We start from the raw sequence: 16,590 nt of genomic DNA on the forward strand, positions 1-16,590 counted from the left end.
ATGCAGTGGAAAAAATTGGGGCTAGTTTATAGTCCCAGAGGGCAGCAGGCTTGGAATAAGAAGTATGCCATTTTACCTGTACCTGAATTACTTGAAGAAGAAAATCGTATACGCATTTACTTTGGTTCAACCGATGAATTAAATTTTGGTCGAATTTCTTATATAGAAGTTGATGCTGATAATCCCACAAAAATATTGTATGAACACTCAGATGTCGTACTTGATTTAGGTGACGAAGGTACTTTTGATGATTGTGGAGTCGTACCTTCATGTATGATCCATAAAGGCGAGCAAAGTTTACTTTATACCGTCGGTTTTCAAAGATGTGTAAAAGTACCTTATATGTTATTTGCTGGTTTAGCTACAAGCGAAGTCAATCAGCCTTTATCAATGAAAAGACACTCCCAGGCACCTATCTTACCGAGAACGCCACAAAGGCCAATATCCCAAGGCGCTCCATGGGTTATTTTTGAGAATGGTACTTATAGAATGTGGCATTGGTATGGTACCAAGTGGATTGAGGTGGACGGAAAGCCTTTCATTGACTATCACATCGGTTATGCAGAGTCTCAAGATGGCTTTTCATGGAATATGCATGAAAGGGCATGCTTAGCGCCAATTTCTGAACTTGGAGAGTTTGCTGTCGCTAGACCCTGTGTCATTAAATTAGGTGAAACATATCACATGTGGTACTCCGTACGTCTGAAAGAAAAGATGTATAGAATTGCCTATGCAACATCTAACGATGGCTTTGAATGGGATAGGCAAACTGGAGATTTTGGGCTGGACGTGTCGGAAAGCGGTTGGGATAGTGAAATGACCTGTTACCCAGCAGTCATTGAGCTCAATAATCGCTTACTTATGTTTTACAACGGAAATAATAATGGTGAAACTGGTTTTGGTGTTGCGGAGTTTAATCTAGATGACTGATTTTTCTGTACGCTACTTTGAAGATAATGATTCCAGCAACTGGGATTTGTTTATTGTTAATTCTCATAAAGGGACATTTCAACATACGAGAAAGTTTTTGAGCTACCATGGAGAGCGATTCTTAGATCGCTCAGTAATAGTAGAAGATGGTGGCAAAATTATTGCAGTAATGCCCGCTGCGCAATCACCTAGCGATGACAAAGTAGTAGTTAGCCATGTTGGTGCTACGTATGGAGGGGTTATTACATCAACCTCAGTATACGGTGAAGAACTTATTGATATATTGGATAAAGTATGCAGGTTTTATAACCAACAGGGCTTTGTAGAGTTAGAATACAAGGTAACACCGAGTATTTATCATGATACTACTGATGAAGATGAGCTTTACACATTATTTAGGCTCAATGCGCAGCTTAGAAGATGTGACATCAGCGCAGTGGTTTATCCAGATAGCCGCCTAAAAGTGAGCAGTCAACGCAAGCGTTCTTTTAAAAAGGCTATCAAAGCAGGATTAACCTTAGATAATAACTTCGAGAGTATTACAGAGTTCCATGCTGTATTAAGTGATAATTTGGCTCAAAAACATGATGCTAAGCCTGTACATACTGTAGCTGAACTGCTTGATTTGAAATCACGTTTTGAAAAAAATCTAGAGCTTGTCGTTGCGAGAAACGAAGAGGGTGTAGTTATTTCAGGTGTGCTGTTTTTTCATATTAACAATGTATTACATGCTCAATATATAGCGTCATCGGCAGAAGGTTATGATAAAGGTGGTTTAGATTTTATTTTCGAATCACAAATTGCAGAACTAGAAACGCTTGGTAAAACATCCTTAGCATTTGGCACGTCTAACGAAGAGAGTGGTAAGGTGTTGAATCAGAATCTTTACCGTTTCAAGCGACAGTTTGGTTCTGGTTCTATTGCTCACCAGTTCTATTTAATAAAGTTGTAAATATGATTCAGTTTTTAAATTTAAAAGAAATAAATGCGCAGTATAAGAAAGATATGCTTGCAGCTTGTGAGGCAGTAATTGATTCTGGGTGGTACATTCAGGGCCAATCGGTATCATCATTTGAATCTAATTTTGCTAATTATTGCGGTGCTGAACATGCTATTGGCGTTGCGAATGGCTTAGACGCACTGACTTTGACTTTACGAGCTTGGAAAGAGCTAGGGAAACTTAAAGATGGTGATGAAGTCATCGTTCAAGCTAATACTTACATTGCTTCAGTTTTATCGATTACAGAGAACAACCTTGTGCCTGTTTTAGTTGAGCCAAATCCAACTACATTTAATTTGGATGCTGAAGGTATCAGAACAGCCCTTACTGATAAAACGAAGGTCATTCTTCCTGTGCACTTGTATGGCCTAATCAGCCCAATGCATGAAATCATGTCCATCGCACAACAACATGACTTATTAGTCCTAGAAGATTGTGCACAATCTCATGGGGCTATTACTAAAGGGAAGAAAGCTGGCTCTTGGGGTCATGCTGGAGCATTTAGTTTCTACCCTGGGAAAAACCTTGGTGCATTGGGTGATGGCGGTGCAGTCACAACTAGTTGCGACAAATTGGCTGACGTTGTTCGTTGTTTAGGTAACTATGGTAGTAAAAAGAAATACGAAAATGAGCTAGTTGGTGTCAACTCTCGACTTGATGAAATACAAGCGGCAATGTTAGATGTAAAGCTAAAGCATTTAGACAAAGAAGTGAGTGCAAGAAAGGCAATTGCATGCAGGTATCTAAATGAAATCAAAAATAACTTAGTGTGCTTGCCTAAATGGGAAGACATTGAAGAGCACGTATTCCACTTGTTTGTTGTAAAAGTAGATGAAAGAGAGAAGTTTGCTAATCATTTAAAGGAAAATGGCATACAAACGTTGATTCACTATCCATTACCACCTCACAAACAGGCAGCATATAAGAAACTTAATGGATTAAGCTTACCTGTTACAGAGTCTATTCATGAGCAAGTAATTAGCTTGCCGATTGGAAGCCACTTAACTTATGATGATATCTCGGTAGTTATCAACTCAATTAATACCTTCTCATGAGCTTATTGAAAACATCATTTTGGAGTGCAGTTGCAACTGCATTTAAGTTTTTGTCTGGGCTGGTAATAAATAAAGCGCTTGCATTATTTGTTGGCCCAGCAGGGCTTGCTGTTGTTGGCCAATTTCAAAATTTTATTCAAATTGCAATGACGATGGCTCAAGGTGCGATCAATACTGGAGTTACAAAGTATACTGCAGAGTATAAAGATGATCCTGAAAAGTTAAAATCCTTACTTAGTTCATCTTTTATGATGAGTATGGCATCCTCAGTGGTCGTTTCGGTTATTGTTGCTATCTTTGCTGAACCTATCTCCGTAAAAGTAACTGGTAGTACTGAATACCAGTATGTTTTTTATTTGTTTAGCGTGGGGTTGTTTTTATTTGTTTTTAATAACCTCTATATCTCTATTGTTAATGGTTTTAAAGATATAGGGCAGTTTGTTAAGGTTAATGTTACGCAAAGTGTAGTTTCACTATTTGTAACATCAATATTAGTTTATTTATATGGTTTATTAGGCGCTTTAATAGCAATGGCAATAAATCAATCGGTTGTCTTCTTTTTGATCATTCCATTTTTTAAAAAGCAAAACCATGTCTCTGCTGTTGATTTTAAAGGGAAGTTAGATAAAGGGCAGGTAAAGAAATTATTGAGTTATAGTGCCGTAGGTATCGCAACAGCGGTATGTGGGCCTTTGGCACATATGTTAGTCCGTGAAGAACTTATGTCTAGTGCTGGAATGGATGTAGCAGGTCAATGGCAAGCTGTTTGGTATATATCTACTATGTACTTAATGATGATATCCACGATTTTGAGTGTATATTATCTACCGAGACTGTCAGAAATTAAGCAATTAGACGAACTAAAAAGTGAAGTCGCAAAGTCTTTTGCAGTCATTATTCCGATAGTTTCTATACTGTCTTTTGTGATTTATCTATTAAGAGATTTAGTGATTGTTATTCTTTTCAGTGAAGAGTTTACTCAGGCCAGCGACTTAATGTTGTTTCAGCTTATGGGAGATGTTATGCGAGTGGGGTGTATATTATTTACTTACTTGCTACTAGCACGGGCAAAAACGAAGTCTTTTTTTGTTTTAGAAGTAATGTCCGCAGTGTCTTTCGTCTTATTAAGCTATTGGCTTATACTTGAGCGAGGAGCTAGCGGTGTAACATTAGCTTTTTTCGTCAACTCGACGTTGATGTTTACTATATTTTTTATATTGTACTCAATCTCATTTAAAAAACGGTTAGATTAATGGAAGAAAAACCACTGGTTAGTGCGACGGTTGTATCATACAACCAAGAGCATTTTATTGCTGAATGTCTTGAATCTATTTTAGCGCAAGACTATGAAAACTTTGAAATCGTTGTTTCAGATGATGCATCGACAGATAGAACTCCAGAGATCTTAAAGGGGTATCAAGCAAAATATCCGGAAAAAATAAGAATCAATCTTAATGAAAATAATTTAGGTATTACAAAAAATAGTAATAAATCTTTGTTGATGGCTAAAGGGGACTTTATAACTTTCACCGCTGGAGATGACCTGATGTTACCTGGAAAAATCAGTAAACAGGTAAAACATATGTTGGCTCATCCTCAATGTCATATTTCTTATCATAATTCAGAAGTATTTCAAAGCGAGACCAAAGAAGTTTTAGGGTATTCAAAAAACTTGTCCTTCTCTGGGAACGGTAGTTTTATTGACCTTATAGAAAAAGGGTGTTTTGTAGGCGGCTGTGAAGCGATGGTAAGACGCAGCAAGGTACCAGAATATGGCTACGATGAGAGACTAATAATAGGTTCTGATTGGAAGTTAATGTTGGATGTTTTAGAGAGTGGCGGGGAAGTTCGATACCTTGATGAAGTACTAGCTGGTCACAGAAGACATAAAAGTAATGTTACCAGCGATACTAATAAGACCATTAGACTAAATAGCTATCAAGATTTACTGACAACTTGTTCTATTATTCTAAATAAGTCGCCAAAGCTTCGTAAAGCTGTATCAAAACGAGAATCCTTAATATATCGCTCTATGCGCCATTTAAATGATGGACAGTATTATAGAGACTATTTATTCATTTCTATGAAAAAGCGTTTTACTATTACAGCTTTAGGCTTGGTAGTTTTGTCACTTTTTGGGGCTAAGAAATGAGTGAACAGAAATCAATACTATTGTGTTTGAAAAAAGACTTAGAAGTGATAACAAATGATGGAAATTGGAAAGCGAAGTTTAAAGTTTGTCTTTTGAGCCACAGCTTCCACATGACATTGTTGATCCGTATGGGTTCGTACTCGAGAAAAATACCTATTGTGGGCAGTGTTCTGAGCTTTATATTTGAGTACCTCATTAGAGTTATTTATGCCAGTGATATCTCATGTAAAGCGGAATTTGGTGAGGGGTTAAATATTATGCATGGGCACGATATAGTAATTGGCTCAGGCGCAAAAGTAGGGAAAAACAATAAAATATTTAATGGTGTAACATTAGGAAATAAAAATACGGAGTCAACCAAAATTGAGCAACCAGATTTGGGGAATAATGTTGTGTTGTCCACGGGAGTAAAAGTATTAGGTAAGGTAAAAATTGGCGACAATTCGATAGTTGGTGCCAATAGTGTTGTAACGAAAGATATACCGGGCAATTCTATTTGGGCAGGGGTACCTGCAAGGGAAATAAGGAAAGTAACTTGTGACTAGTCCAACTCTCTCGATTGTTACACCAACCTTTAACAGAGAAGGTGTTGTTTCTCGGGCACTTGACTCTTCATTAGAGTTGATAAAGCAAGGTTTCGCACAGGAAATCATATTAGTTGATGATGCATCTACTGACAATACTGTTTCTTTCATTAAAAATAAATATCGTAATGAACTTGAGTCTGGAAAAATTAAGTTTATTGAGCTGGAACAAAATGTAGGTGTAACTGGAGCTAAGAATGCTGGTGCACGACTTGCTCAAGGTGACTGGATTGCTTTCATGGACTCTGATGATATATTTCTTAAAAATAGTGGAGAAGTTCTTGTTTCTGAACTGATTGCAAATTCTGGGTTTTCATTATTTTATTTCAGGTGTTCGGATTTAGATTCAGGCAAATTAATTGGTCAACAGCAGAAGGCGCAAGAAATTTCCATAAGTGAATTACTCAATGGAGGTACGCCAGGTGAGTGTTTACCAGTAATGAAAAGCGAAGTCGCAAAGCAGTTTCCATACAATGAATCACTCAGGGGGTGTGAGAGTTTATCGTATTTAAAACTCGCATCAGAAGGCTACAACATTTTCTTGAGTGATAAAATAGTTAGAGGTTATGACTCAAGCGGTGATGACAGACTTAGTACTAAAAAAGCGATAAAAAACCGTGCAGATAAACTTTTAAAGTACCATTTTAAAACGCTGCAATTTGCTAAATATGCAACGCTTACTACTTTCTTTGGTATTTTATTTAGAATTGCCTATTATTCAGGGGTTAAAATTTTGAAATGAAGTTTTTAACTGTTGATAAAAATGGATTGTTTTTTTCGTTCATCGCTGTTTTTTTATTTGCATGTAACTCTACAGGGTTCGATTTTTATTCCCATAGTGTGTCTTACTATTTTTATGACTCTGTAATAAATAGTTCGGATCTTTTATTTGGTCATGTGGTTTTGCCCAGGTATCTGATGCTTAGTTATATTTATGAGTTTTTTTCTAGGCTGGGTATTCCTCTAGGCTGGGTTTCAATGATTTTAATTGTTTACCCTGTAAATAAAATTGCCGTTGGGCTGATTAATAATGCAACAAATGTATGTGGGAAAAGTTACTCTGTTTATGTTTGTGTCCTTATGGGATTTTCATTTCTACTTTGTTTTTTCTATTCTGGACTATCTTTAGTCCTGTTATGGTTTTTAGCATACTTAATTACAAAGAAAAGAGTATTCCTATTTGGTGGCGTATTACACCCAGTTGGTATTGTAATTTTCCTAGCTGGGTTAATATTTTTAAAGAGGGATTTGCTTAAGTTTTTTGCAATTTTATTGTGTACATTACTGCTTTTTTACGTGTGTAGCCAGCTTTCGTTATTCACCGCATCTGCAAATACAACGTACCGTTATGACTTGAATTTCAAAACGGTTAGTATTGTATTGACACATGTATATGAACGAAAAGCAAACGAGTTAATGGGACTTGCGGTACTGCTTGGATTCAGTGTGTTAGCAAAAGCCAAATTACTTGAAAGTGTAAATGTTTTTAATCGAGTTTATATTCCTAGTATTTTGTTAAAAACGGGCTCTATTGGTATTTGCTTGATATTTTTCTTCTTGATGATAGATCGCCCATCGCTAATAAACAGCTTAATTTTCTTTGATTATAATGATGTAATATATGCCTCTTGGTTTGATTGGGGGGCGAAAGATCTCAGAGTTGAACATGGAGAACTTTATATGCGAAGGTACCAGCCACTTTAGGAGTATTTACTTTGAAAAAGATAGTACATGTGATCACTAACTTTTCTGAGTTAGGTGGTGCTGAAAGTATGTTAATAAGAGTGCTTAATAGCTCTCCACAGGACCAAAATATTAAAGTCATTTCATTAATGCAAATTACTCCTGATATGCAGAGCCGCCTTCCTGAGCATATTCAATCGACTGCGCTTGGAGCTTCAGGGCCGGTGAGCATGCTTATGACAAGCTTAAAATTAATCAGAGAACTTTCATATGTAGATACAGTATTTTCTTGGATGTATCATGCAAATTTTGTAACTGCACTTTCTAAAGTAATTTCATTTAAACGTTTTCATTTATGTTGGGGAGTAAGGCATTCATTAGATGATTATGCCTCAGAGTCTGTAAGCACAAAGGTAGCAATTAGAGCTGGTAAACTGTTAGGTAAAGTACCTGATAAGGTTGTATATTGTGCGCAAAGAGCATTAAAACAGCATGTTCAATTTGGCTATTCCCCACAAAAAACAGCCGTATATATTCCTAATGGGTATTATTTTTCTGATTTTGAGACTAAATATTTTAGCGGTGAAAAGTTAGTTATTGGTGGGGCAGGCCGATTGCATGAAGCAAAGGACTTCAAGACTTTTTTTCGAATAGCTGCCCAGTTACAAAGTACGCACTCCAATATTGAATTTGTGATTGTTGGCCGCGGTATGGACAGCCAAAGCGAGATATTAAATAGATGGATTGATGAATTAAACATAGATAAAAATCGATTCAATTTAAGAGGCCCAACCGATGATATGGCCTCATTTTATAAAGAATGTGATTTCTTTTTATTATCGTCTATCACGGAGGGCTTCCCTAATGTATTGGCTGAGGCGGCGTCTCATGGGTGTATCTGTTTTTCTACCGATGTGGGAGATGCGAGGCTCATTGTCAACGATACAAACAGGGTCTTTTTACCAAAGGAGGTTAATAAGGGCGTGTCAATCATTGCTAATTATTTGCTTCTCAGCGCGGATGAACTCACAGAAGTCTCTTTAAAATCAGCTGAAGAAGTGAGAAGTAGGTATTCTATTCAAAAGGTTACAAAAGAATTTATGTCAGTAGGGAATGTCTAGTGTGTGGATTAGCAGGAGGTGTTTCGGCTTTAGGTGCTGAAACGTTACATATTGAAGTGGAAAAAATGTCCCAAGCTATAGTGCATAGAGGGCCGGATCAAAGTGGTGTTTGGTTTGATGGTAAGGTAGCACTTGCGCACAGAAGATTATCAATTATGGATCTTTCTGATGCTGGCAAGCAGCCTATGGCATCCCATAATGATAGGTATATTATTGCTTATAATGGCGAAGTTTATAATTTTTCCGAATTAAAAAGAGAGCTGGATGCTCAATTTGATATACAATGGCGCGGTCACTCTGATACTGAAATTATTTTAGAGGCAATCTCACACTGGGGATTAGAAGTGTCTTTGCAGAAGTTTAATGGAATGTTCGCTTTTGCTTTATGGGATACACAAGAATCTAAGTTATACCTCGCTAGAGATAGATTTGGTGAAAAGCCCTTGTACTATTATTGGGACAAAAAGCAGTTCTTTTTTGCGTCTGAAATCACCTGTTTTGAGCAGCTTCCTCATTTAAACCTTTCAGTCGATCAACGTGCCATTTCAAAGCAACTCCAAACTGGGTATATTCCTGCCCCGTATTCAATTTACACCTCAATTTCAAAGGTGATGCCTGGGTGTTATATAGAGTTTTCGCCTTCAGGTAATATGGAAAAGCGACAATATTGGTCCTCGCGAAGTGCAATTTTAAATGCAAAGAGCAACGCCTATCAGTCAACAGACGAGGGCTTATTTCATTTGGAGGAAGTACTTTCAAATGCGGTGAAGCTCAGAATGCATGCTGATGTCCCGCTTGGTGCTTTTTTATCTGGTGGTGTCGACTCCAGCCTTGTAACGGCACTGATGCAAAAAAATTCATCTGAGCCCATTAATACCTTCTCTATAGGGTTTGATGTAGAAGGGTATAATGAGGCCGACTTTGCAAAAATGGTTGCAGAGCATTTGGGGACTCGCCATCATGAAAGGTATCTTACACAAAAAGATGCTTTAGATGTCATTCCTAAGCTCGGTGAGATGTTTGATGAGCCATTTGCTGATGCATCTCAAATCCCTATGTATCTAGTAAGTAAAGTTGCAAAAGAAAAAGTGACAGTTTGTTTAAGTGGTGATGGCGGAGATGAGTTTTTTTGCGGTTACAAACGCTACGAAGCCGCTGAAGTGATGTGGAATAAGGTTGGTAAAGTACCTTGCAGGAAAACCATTGCTGCAATGTTAAAAATGCTACCTCCTTCAATGCTAGAGTATGCATTTTTCTTTCTGAAGCCTTATGCGGAGAAGTTTGGGCGTAAGGGTCATTTAGGTTTAAAAATTAAAAAGTTTGCAGATTGGATAACGGCGCAAAGTGTCGATGAACTCTATCAGTTAAGTATGAGGCATTGGGCAGACGCGAGTGTCATGCGTAATAGCAGTCACTTTTTAACTGATGTATCACAGATGTGGGGCGAAGAAGAGGGATTGGCACCTGCTGAACGAATGATGGCGTATGATACGGAGCAGTATTTGCCTGGGGATATCTTAACCAAGGTGGATAGAGCGGCGATGCAGGTTTCTCTCGAAGGTCGCATACCTCTATTAGACCCGAATGTTTTTGATGCTGCTTGGCGATTTAAATTGTCTGATAAACATCGTTCTGGAGATGCGAAATGGCCTCTGAAGCAAGTGCTACATAAATATGTTCCTAAAGAAGCGTTTGATAGGCCAAAGCTTGGTTTTGGTGTGCCAATTCATTTGTGGCTGAAATCGGAGCTTAAAGAGTGGGCTGGGGACCTTTTGTCCAAAGAAATGTTATTAAAGCATGGCATATTTAACCCAAATACCGTGATACCTGCATTTGAGAATCATATTGCTGGTAAACAAAATAACGCATCAGCATTATGGGGAGTTTTGATGTCACAGGCTTGGTTTGATGCAAAACAAGATAGAGTAGGCAGAATAAAGTGAAGATAATAGTAATTGGTACCTTACCCTCTTCGCTTTACAATTTTAGAGGTGACTTACTTCGAAAAATGGTGGCTGAGGGACATGACGTAATTGCCATGGCTTCTAATGCAAGTAAGGAAGATATATCGAAAATTGAGCAGTTGGGTGTAAGTTATCTTGATTACGATGTTCAAAGAAGTGGCTTAAACCCATTGAAAGATATTCGAACATTTATCCAGTTGAATAAGGTAATTAAGCTGCATAATCCGCACATAATTCTGTCGTACACTATCAAACCTGTTATATGGGGAGGGATTGCTGCGAGAGTCAATGGTGTTGAAGGGTTTATTGCGCTAATAACGGGCCTCGGTTTTGCCTTTCAGGAAGGGGGGGTCAAGAGACGATTATTAACTTCAATGGTCAAAAAGCTTTATAGGTTTTCCCTTAAAAAAGCACAGAGTGTCATTTTTCAAAATGAGGATAATCGAACAACGTTTATCGAAAATACTATTGTTGACAAAAGTAAGTGCTATCGAGTGAATGGATCGGGAGTTAACCTATCCCATTATCAAAAATGTGCGTTACCAAAATCTCCAAGCTTTTTACTTATTGCTCGTTTATTGGGAGAAAAAGGAATTAGGGAGTATTTTCATGCTGCAGAACAGGTAAAACGTACTCACCCTGAAGCTGTGTTTGGTTTAGTTGGCCCTGTTGACCCTTCTCCTGATGGTATTTCTGAAGAGGAAGTTTCCACTTGGCATAACAAAGGGGTAATAGATTACAAAGGCGCGACGAGTGACGTTAGACAGTTTATTGCCGAGTGTAACACCTTTGTGCTGCCTTCATATCACGAGGGTATGCCGAGAACCGTGCTTGAAGCTATGGCGATGTCCAGACCCATACTGACGACTAATGTACCTGGATGCAAAGAAACAGTTGTAAATGGAGAAAATGGATTCTTGGTACCAAAAGGTAACGTCAATGATTTAGCGGTTCGAATGAGCTGGCTAATTGATAACGCCGATAAGCTTGAAGAGATGGGTGAAAAAAGCTATCAGATGGCACTAGATAAATTTGATGTTAAAAAAGTCAATGACGATTTGTTTGAAATAATGGAGCTGAAAAGGTGAAGCGACTATTTGACTTCTTTTGTTCTGCTTTTGGCTTAATGGTTTTGTTACCGGTGATCTTGCTGGTTGCAATACTGATAAGGTTAAAACTTGGTGGACCAATCTTGTTCACTCAATCTCGCCCAGGGTTAAATGGGAAGATATTTAAAATGATGAAGTTCCGAACTATGTTAGATACGCAAGACAAAGACGGAAATTTATTACCTGATGAGCAGCGTATGACGCCGTTTGGTGCATTGTTAAGAGCTACTAGCTTAGATGAGTTACCGGGGCTTCTGAATGTCTTAAAAGGAGATATGAGTCTTGTAGGCCCTCGTCCTTTACTCGTGCAATATCTTCCTCTTTACAGCGAAGAGCAAGTGCGTAGACATAATGTCAGGCCAGGTATAACTGGTTGGGCACAAGTGAATGGCCGCAATGCAATTAGTTGGGAAGAAAAATTTAAGTATGATGTTTGGTATGTTGATAATCAAAGTTTTGGGTTGGATATAAAAATATTGTTTTTAACGGTTAAAAAAGTACTACTAAGGGATGGTATAACAGGCCATGGTGAAGTGACTACCAAGTTTTTTGAGGGTAATGATAAATGAATCTTAAAACGGAACTGGGCAATTTATTGTTTTACTTTGAAAGAGGTCGTAATACATATGCAAGGTATTTAGAGTGTGGTTCTACATATCTATATGCAAGAATTTTAAAGGATAATAATGATAGGATTATCGAGATTCTATCAAATGTTTATAGTGTTTGCCCTACTGATATTCAAAGAGACATACTAGAACTTACGCACCATATTGATGTTTGGATTTCTCATTGGAACTGTCTAGAAAATCAATTAAACCCAGATCCTAATGATGAGTTTATTTTTCAGAATACTGTTAGGTATCCAAGAGGCGCAGAAAGCAATATTGTATCTTACTACGAAGGTTTAATTTGATGAAAAAAGTAAAAGTTTTATTTATGGGTCGTAAGCCAGTGGCAGGCGATTCTTTAAAATGGCTATTGTCTAAAGAATGCGTAGAAGTTGTAGGCGTAGTTACTGATTCTCATTTGTCTCAATCAATATGTGCTGACATAGCTACTGATAATGGTGTTTCTCTATTCAGTTTTGAAGAGGCATTAGACAAGGTAAACTCAAGAGAGTTATTATTTGATTTAGGTTTGTCTATGTTATTTTGGCGAAAGTTAAAAGAGGGTCTAGTTCATTTACCTGAGCTAAAGACAATTAATTTTCACCCTGCACCCTTACCTGAATATAAAGGAACTGCAGGCTATAATCTAGCTATTTTACATGGGTTAGATGAATGGGCGATGACTGCGCACTACGTAGATGAAGAAATCGATACTGGTGAGATCATTAAAGTTCAGAAGTTTCCGATTTGCAAAAATACAGAAACGGCTAAATCTTTGGAAAAAATTTCGCAAGAATACTTGTTTAAACTATTTGTAAATGTAGTTGATTGTGTCTTACAAAAAAGAAGTGTTTTACCTACAACTCCAAACCGCGGTGGAAGATATGTTACCAGAGCTGAAATGGAGTTAATGAAGGAAATTAAGGATGGGGATGATATCCATAGAAAAATTAGAGCTTTTTGGTTCCCCCCTTATGACGGTGCTTATGTAAATATTAATGGTAATAAGTTTACCTTAGTTGATGAATATATTTTAAATAGCTTAGCTGATTCTTCAGTTAGTAAGGTTTTTTAATGTTAAACACTCCTTTTTCTCCATGGCCTAGTTTTACTCAGCAAGAAGCTGATGCTGTTAGCTGTGTTGTATTATCAAATAAAGTTAATTATTGGACTGGTACTGAAGGTCGTGAATTTGAAAAAGAATTTGCGGCTTGGGCTGGTAGTGAATATGCAGTTGCACTAGGTAATGGTACACTTGCGCTCGATATTGCATTAAAAGCATTAGGAGTGAGTGAAGGCGACGAAGTAATTACGACTCCTCGTACTTTCTTAGCTTCTGCAAGTAGTATTGTTACAGCGGGAGCTGCCCCCGTTTTTGCCGACGTTGACTTAAATAGCCAGGCAATAACTGCTGAATCAATCAAGGCGGTACTTACACCCAAAACAAAAGCTGTTATTGTTGTACATTTAGCGGGTATGCCTGCAGAAATGGATGACATTATGGCTTTAAGCAAAAAGCATGGTTTTTATGTTATTGAAGACTGCGCGCAGGCACACGGTGCTAAATATAAAGGGCATTCAGTAGGTTCTATTGGTCACATTGGTGCTTGGAGTTTTTGCCAAGACAAAATTATGACTACTGGTGGTGAAGGTGGCATGGTGACCACTAACTCAAAAGAGCTGTGGTCAAAAATGTGGAGCTATAAAGATCACGGCAAGAGCTTTGATGCTATTTATAATCGTGAGCACCCTCCTGGCTTTAGGTGGTTACATGAAAGCTTTGGTACTAACTGGCGTATGACTGAAATGCAGGCTGCAATTGGTCGAATTCAATTGAGTCGTATGAGTGGTTGGACTGCAAAACGGCAAGCTTTTGGGGCTGAACTTGATGAAGCTGCAAGAGCTTTTGATTTTATTCGTTTAGTCGAAGTACCTGATTATATAGAGCATGCAGAGTATAAGCATTACATGTTCGTTAAGCCTGAGCTATTAGCCGAAGGTTGGGATCGAGATTGTATAGTTAATGAAATTGTTGAACGTGGTGTACCGTGCTTTCAAGGTAGTTGTTCAGAAGTGTATTTAGAAAAAGCTTTTGACAACACGCAATGGAGACCCCGAGCGCGTTTAAAGAATGCAGTAACGCTGGGTGAAACGTCATTAATGTTTTTAGTGCATCCCACTTTACTTGAGTCAGAAATGCAAAAAGCTTGTAATGTTATTCGAGAAGTATATACCCTTGCGCGTGCTCGTTAAATTGTGAGCCATACTTTTAAATATGTGCCTCAACGTTATTTATATATTGAAGCCATAATAGTATATATTTGACTACATTCAATTGAGGTTGGGTATAGAAACTTAAATAGGAAACTTCATGGAACGTTTGTTTCACTCGCTATTAGATTTGTCTCGCTCGCATAAACGACTTGTTACGCTACTAATAGACTCAATGTTTATATTTTTGGCATTTTGGCTTGCGTTATTTGTACGGCTTGATAGCGTTTCGTCACTGTTTAATTTAGATAACTGGTTAATATTGGGAATTATCCTCCCTGTAAGTTTAGCTGCGTTTATTAAATTAGGGTTATATCGAGCTGTATTACGCTATGTCGGTGCAAATGCGGTAGGAGCGGTATTGCTAGGTACACTGATAAGTACCATTGTTATGGTATTTAGCGCTTTTTTTATGCAGATAAACATTCCAAGAACAATGCCTGTGATATATGCGATATTGTTGGTTATGTCTATCGGTGGTTCTAGGATCATGGTACGCGCAATGATTGGGCGGTTAGTTTCCGTGGGTAAAACGCCAGTTGTTATTTATGGTGCAGGAGATGCAGGCAGGCAGTTAGCAATCGCGTTAGTGACAGGCCCTGATTATTATGTAACTGCATATATTGATGATGATGAAACTAAGCATAATTCGGTAATTCAAGGGGTGCCTGTTTTTGGTTTCAATGCAATTTTTAATTTGATTGATCAGAACAAAGTAAAAAAAGTACTATTAGCTATGCCGAGTTCTAGCCGCGCAAAACGAAAAGAAATATTGCTTAAGTTAGAAAAGCTACCTGTCGAAGTTATGACTGTTCCTGGGATGGCTGATGTCGTAGAAGGAAAAGCTAGTATCAATGAAGTTAAAGCTGTTGAAATTGAAGATTTGTTAGGTCGAGATTCAGTTGCACCTAAAGCTGAACTATTAGTTGAGAATATAGCCGAAAAAGTTGTCATGGTGACCGGGGCTGGTGGTTCAATTGGCTCTGAATTATGCAGGCAAATAATTCAGTTAAAACCGGCTAAACTAGTTTTATTTGAAATCTCTGAGTTTGCTTTATATAACATTGAGAAAGAACTTTCTGAGTTTAATAATAAAAATAGGCTTGATGTTGAGTTGATCCCGCTAATGGGGTCAGTACAAAGGATTAACCGCATTGAAACGTGTATGAAGTCATTCGGTGTACAAACTGTATATCATGCAGCTGCTTATAAACATGTTCCGCTTGTTGAGCAGAATGTAGTAGAGGGGGTTAGGAACAATGTTTTTGGTACCTATTATGCAGCTAAAGCTGCTGTGAATGCAGGCGTTGATACATTTGTTCTAATTTCAACTGATAAAGCCGTTAGGCCTACCAATGTTATGGGAGCGACTAAACGAATGGCTGAGCTTGTATTGCAAGGTTTAGCACAAGATTCGGCTAAGCATAAAACACGCTTTTGCATGGTGCGCTTTGGCAATGTATTGGGCTCTTCTGGTTCAGTTGTTCCTTTATTTAGGCGTCAAATACAAGAAGGCGGGCCAATTACTTTAACGCACCCTGAGATTACTCGTTTTTTCATGACGATCCCAGAAGCTGCGCAATTAGTGATCCAAGCAGGCGCAATGGGGCGCGGCGGAGATGTGTTTGTGTTAGATATGGGAGAGTCTGTAAAAATAAAAGATTTGGCGACTAAAATGGTGCATTTATCAGGCTTGGAAGTACAGTCAGACACTAACCCTCATGGCGATATTGAGATTAAATGTACAGGTTTAAGACCCGGTGAAAAGCTTTATGAGGAATTGTTAATTGGAGACAACGTAGAGCTAACAGATCATGAAAGGATCATGACCGCTAAAGAAGTGATGCTGCCGATAGCAGAGTTAACGGTATTTCTAGATGCAATGGACATTGCGTGTCATAACTTTGATCATGAAACAATACGTCAATTATTGTTAGACGCACCTACAGGCTTTAATCCAACCGATGGAATCGGTGATCTCGTTTGGAACAACCGTGGGGTAGGGAGCATTCCTAAAAGTGGATTTGGCGATACCAAAGTTGTGAAGTTTAGATAATAAGTATCACTGATACTTTATGAGCTTACAAAGCTGCTAGAAAAAGGCTAGCAG

At 38.1% G+C, this 16,590-nt stretch carries 16 protein-coding genes; all 16 read left to right on the top strand.

Annotated features, from left to right (window positions below):
- Window positions 1-930 carry a hypothetical protein gene (locus J8L98_RS04045; protein ID WP_210995413.1) on the top strand — a complete coding sequence of 310 codons (930 nt, stop codon included), beginning with the start codon at window positions 1-3 and terminating at the stop codon, window positions 928-930.
- Window positions 923-1,882: a GNAT family N-acetyltransferase gene (locus J8L98_RS04050; protein WP_210995414.1), complete on the top strand. Its 960-nt coding sequence runs from the start codon at window positions 923-925 to the stop codon at window positions 1,880-1,882. The genes J8L98_RS04045 and J8L98_RS04050 overlap by 8 nt, the downstream gene beginning before the upstream one ends.
- Window positions 1,883-1,884: 2 nt before the next feature.
- Window positions 1,885-2,985 carry a DegT/DnrJ/EryC1/StrS family aminotransferase gene (locus tag J8L98_RS04055; protein ID WP_210995415.1) on the top strand — a complete coding sequence of 367 codons (1,101 nt, stop codon included), beginning with the start codon at window positions 1,885-1,887 and terminating at the stop codon, window positions 2,983-2,985.
- Window positions 2,986-2,990: 5 nt separating this feature from the next.
- The gene (locus J8L98_RS04060; protein ID WP_210995416.1) at window positions 2,991-4,238 is read left to right on the top strand and encodes an O-antigen translocase; all 1,248 of its coding nucleotides are present in this window, start codon (window positions 2,991-2,993) and stop codon (window positions 4,236-4,238) included.
- Entirely contained in the window at window positions 4,238-5,137 is a 900-nt protein-coding gene (locus J8L98_RS04065) for a glycosyltransferase (RefSeq protein WP_210995417.1), read from the top strand. Before J8L98_RS04060 ends, J8L98_RS04065 begins: the two co-directional genes overlap by 1 nt.
- Window positions 5,134-5,682: a serine acetyltransferase gene (locus J8L98_RS04070; RefSeq protein WP_210995418.1), complete on the top strand. Its 549-nt coding sequence runs from the start codon at window positions 5,134-5,136 to the stop codon at window positions 5,680-5,682. The genes J8L98_RS04065 and J8L98_RS04070 overlap by 4 nt, the downstream gene beginning before the upstream one ends.
- Entirely contained in the window at window positions 5,675-6,463 is a 789-nt protein-coding gene (locus tag J8L98_RS04075; protein ID WP_210995419.1) for a glycosyltransferase family 2 protein, read from the top strand. Before J8L98_RS04070 ends, J8L98_RS04075 begins: the two co-directional genes overlap by 8 nt.
- The gene (locus J8L98_RS04080; protein ID WP_210995420.1) at window positions 6,460-7,425 is read left to right on the top strand and encodes a hypothetical protein; all 966 of its coding nucleotides are present in this window, start codon (window positions 6,460-6,462) and stop codon (window positions 7,423-7,425) included. The genes J8L98_RS04075 and J8L98_RS04080 overlap by 4 nt, the downstream gene beginning before the upstream one ends.
- 11 nt (window positions 7,426-7,436) lie before the next feature.
- Window positions 7,437-8,525: a glycosyltransferase gene (locus tag J8L98_RS04085; protein WP_210995421.1), complete on the top strand. Its 1,089-nt coding sequence runs from the start codon at window positions 7,437-7,439 to the stop codon at window positions 8,523-8,525.
- Window positions 8,525-10,468, top strand: coding sequence for an asparagine synthase (glutamine-hydrolyzing) (asnB, locus tag J8L98_RS04090; protein ID WP_210995422.1), 1,944 nt, complete (start codon window positions 8,525-8,527; stop codon window positions 10,466-10,468). The genes J8L98_RS04085 and asnB overlap by 1 nt, the downstream gene beginning before the upstream one ends.
- The gene (locus tag J8L98_RS24810) at window positions 10,465-11,577 is read left to right on the top strand and encodes a glycosyltransferase family 4 protein (RefSeq protein WP_210995423.1); all 1,113 of its coding nucleotides are present in this window, start codon (window positions 10,465-10,467) and stop codon (window positions 11,575-11,577) included. The genes asnB and J8L98_RS24810 overlap by 4 nt, the downstream gene beginning before the upstream one ends.
- Window positions 11,574-12,167: a sugar transferase gene (locus J8L98_RS04100; RefSeq protein ID WP_210995424.1), complete on the top strand. Its 594-nt coding sequence runs from the start codon at window positions 11,574-11,576 to the stop codon at window positions 12,165-12,167. Before J8L98_RS24810 ends, J8L98_RS04100 begins: the two co-directional genes overlap by 4 nt.
- Window positions 12,164-12,514 (top strand): hypothetical protein, encoded by a 351-nt coding sequence (locus J8L98_RS04105; protein WP_210995425.1) that lies wholly within the window; start codon window positions 12,164-12,166, stop codon window positions 12,512-12,514. Before J8L98_RS04100 ends, J8L98_RS04105 begins: the two co-directional genes overlap by 4 nt.
- Entirely contained in the window at window positions 12,514-13,284 is a 771-nt protein-coding gene (locus J8L98_RS04110) for a formyltransferase family protein (protein ID WP_210995426.1), read from the top strand. The genes J8L98_RS04105 and J8L98_RS04110 overlap by 1 nt, the downstream gene beginning before the upstream one ends.
- A complete protein-coding gene (locus tag J8L98_RS04115; protein WP_210995427.1) occupies window positions 13,284-14,462 on the top strand; it encodes a DegT/DnrJ/EryC1/StrS aminotransferase family protein in 1,179 nt (392 codons plus the stop codon). Before J8L98_RS04110 ends, J8L98_RS04115 begins: the two co-directional genes overlap by 1 nt.
- A 118-nt stretch (window positions 14,463-14,580) precedes the next feature.
- Entirely contained in the window at window positions 14,581-16,536 is a 1,956-nt protein-coding gene (locus J8L98_RS04120) for a nucleoside-diphosphate sugar epimerase/dehydratase (RefSeq protein WP_210995428.1), read from the top strand.
- Window positions 16,537-16,590: the final 54 nt, after the last annotated feature.

Source organism: Pseudoalteromonas sp. MMG013 (assembly GCF_018100885.1).
Lineage (GTDB): Bacteria > Pseudomonadota > Gammaproteobacteria > Enterobacterales > Alteromonadaceae > Pseudoalteromonas > Pseudoalteromonas aurantia.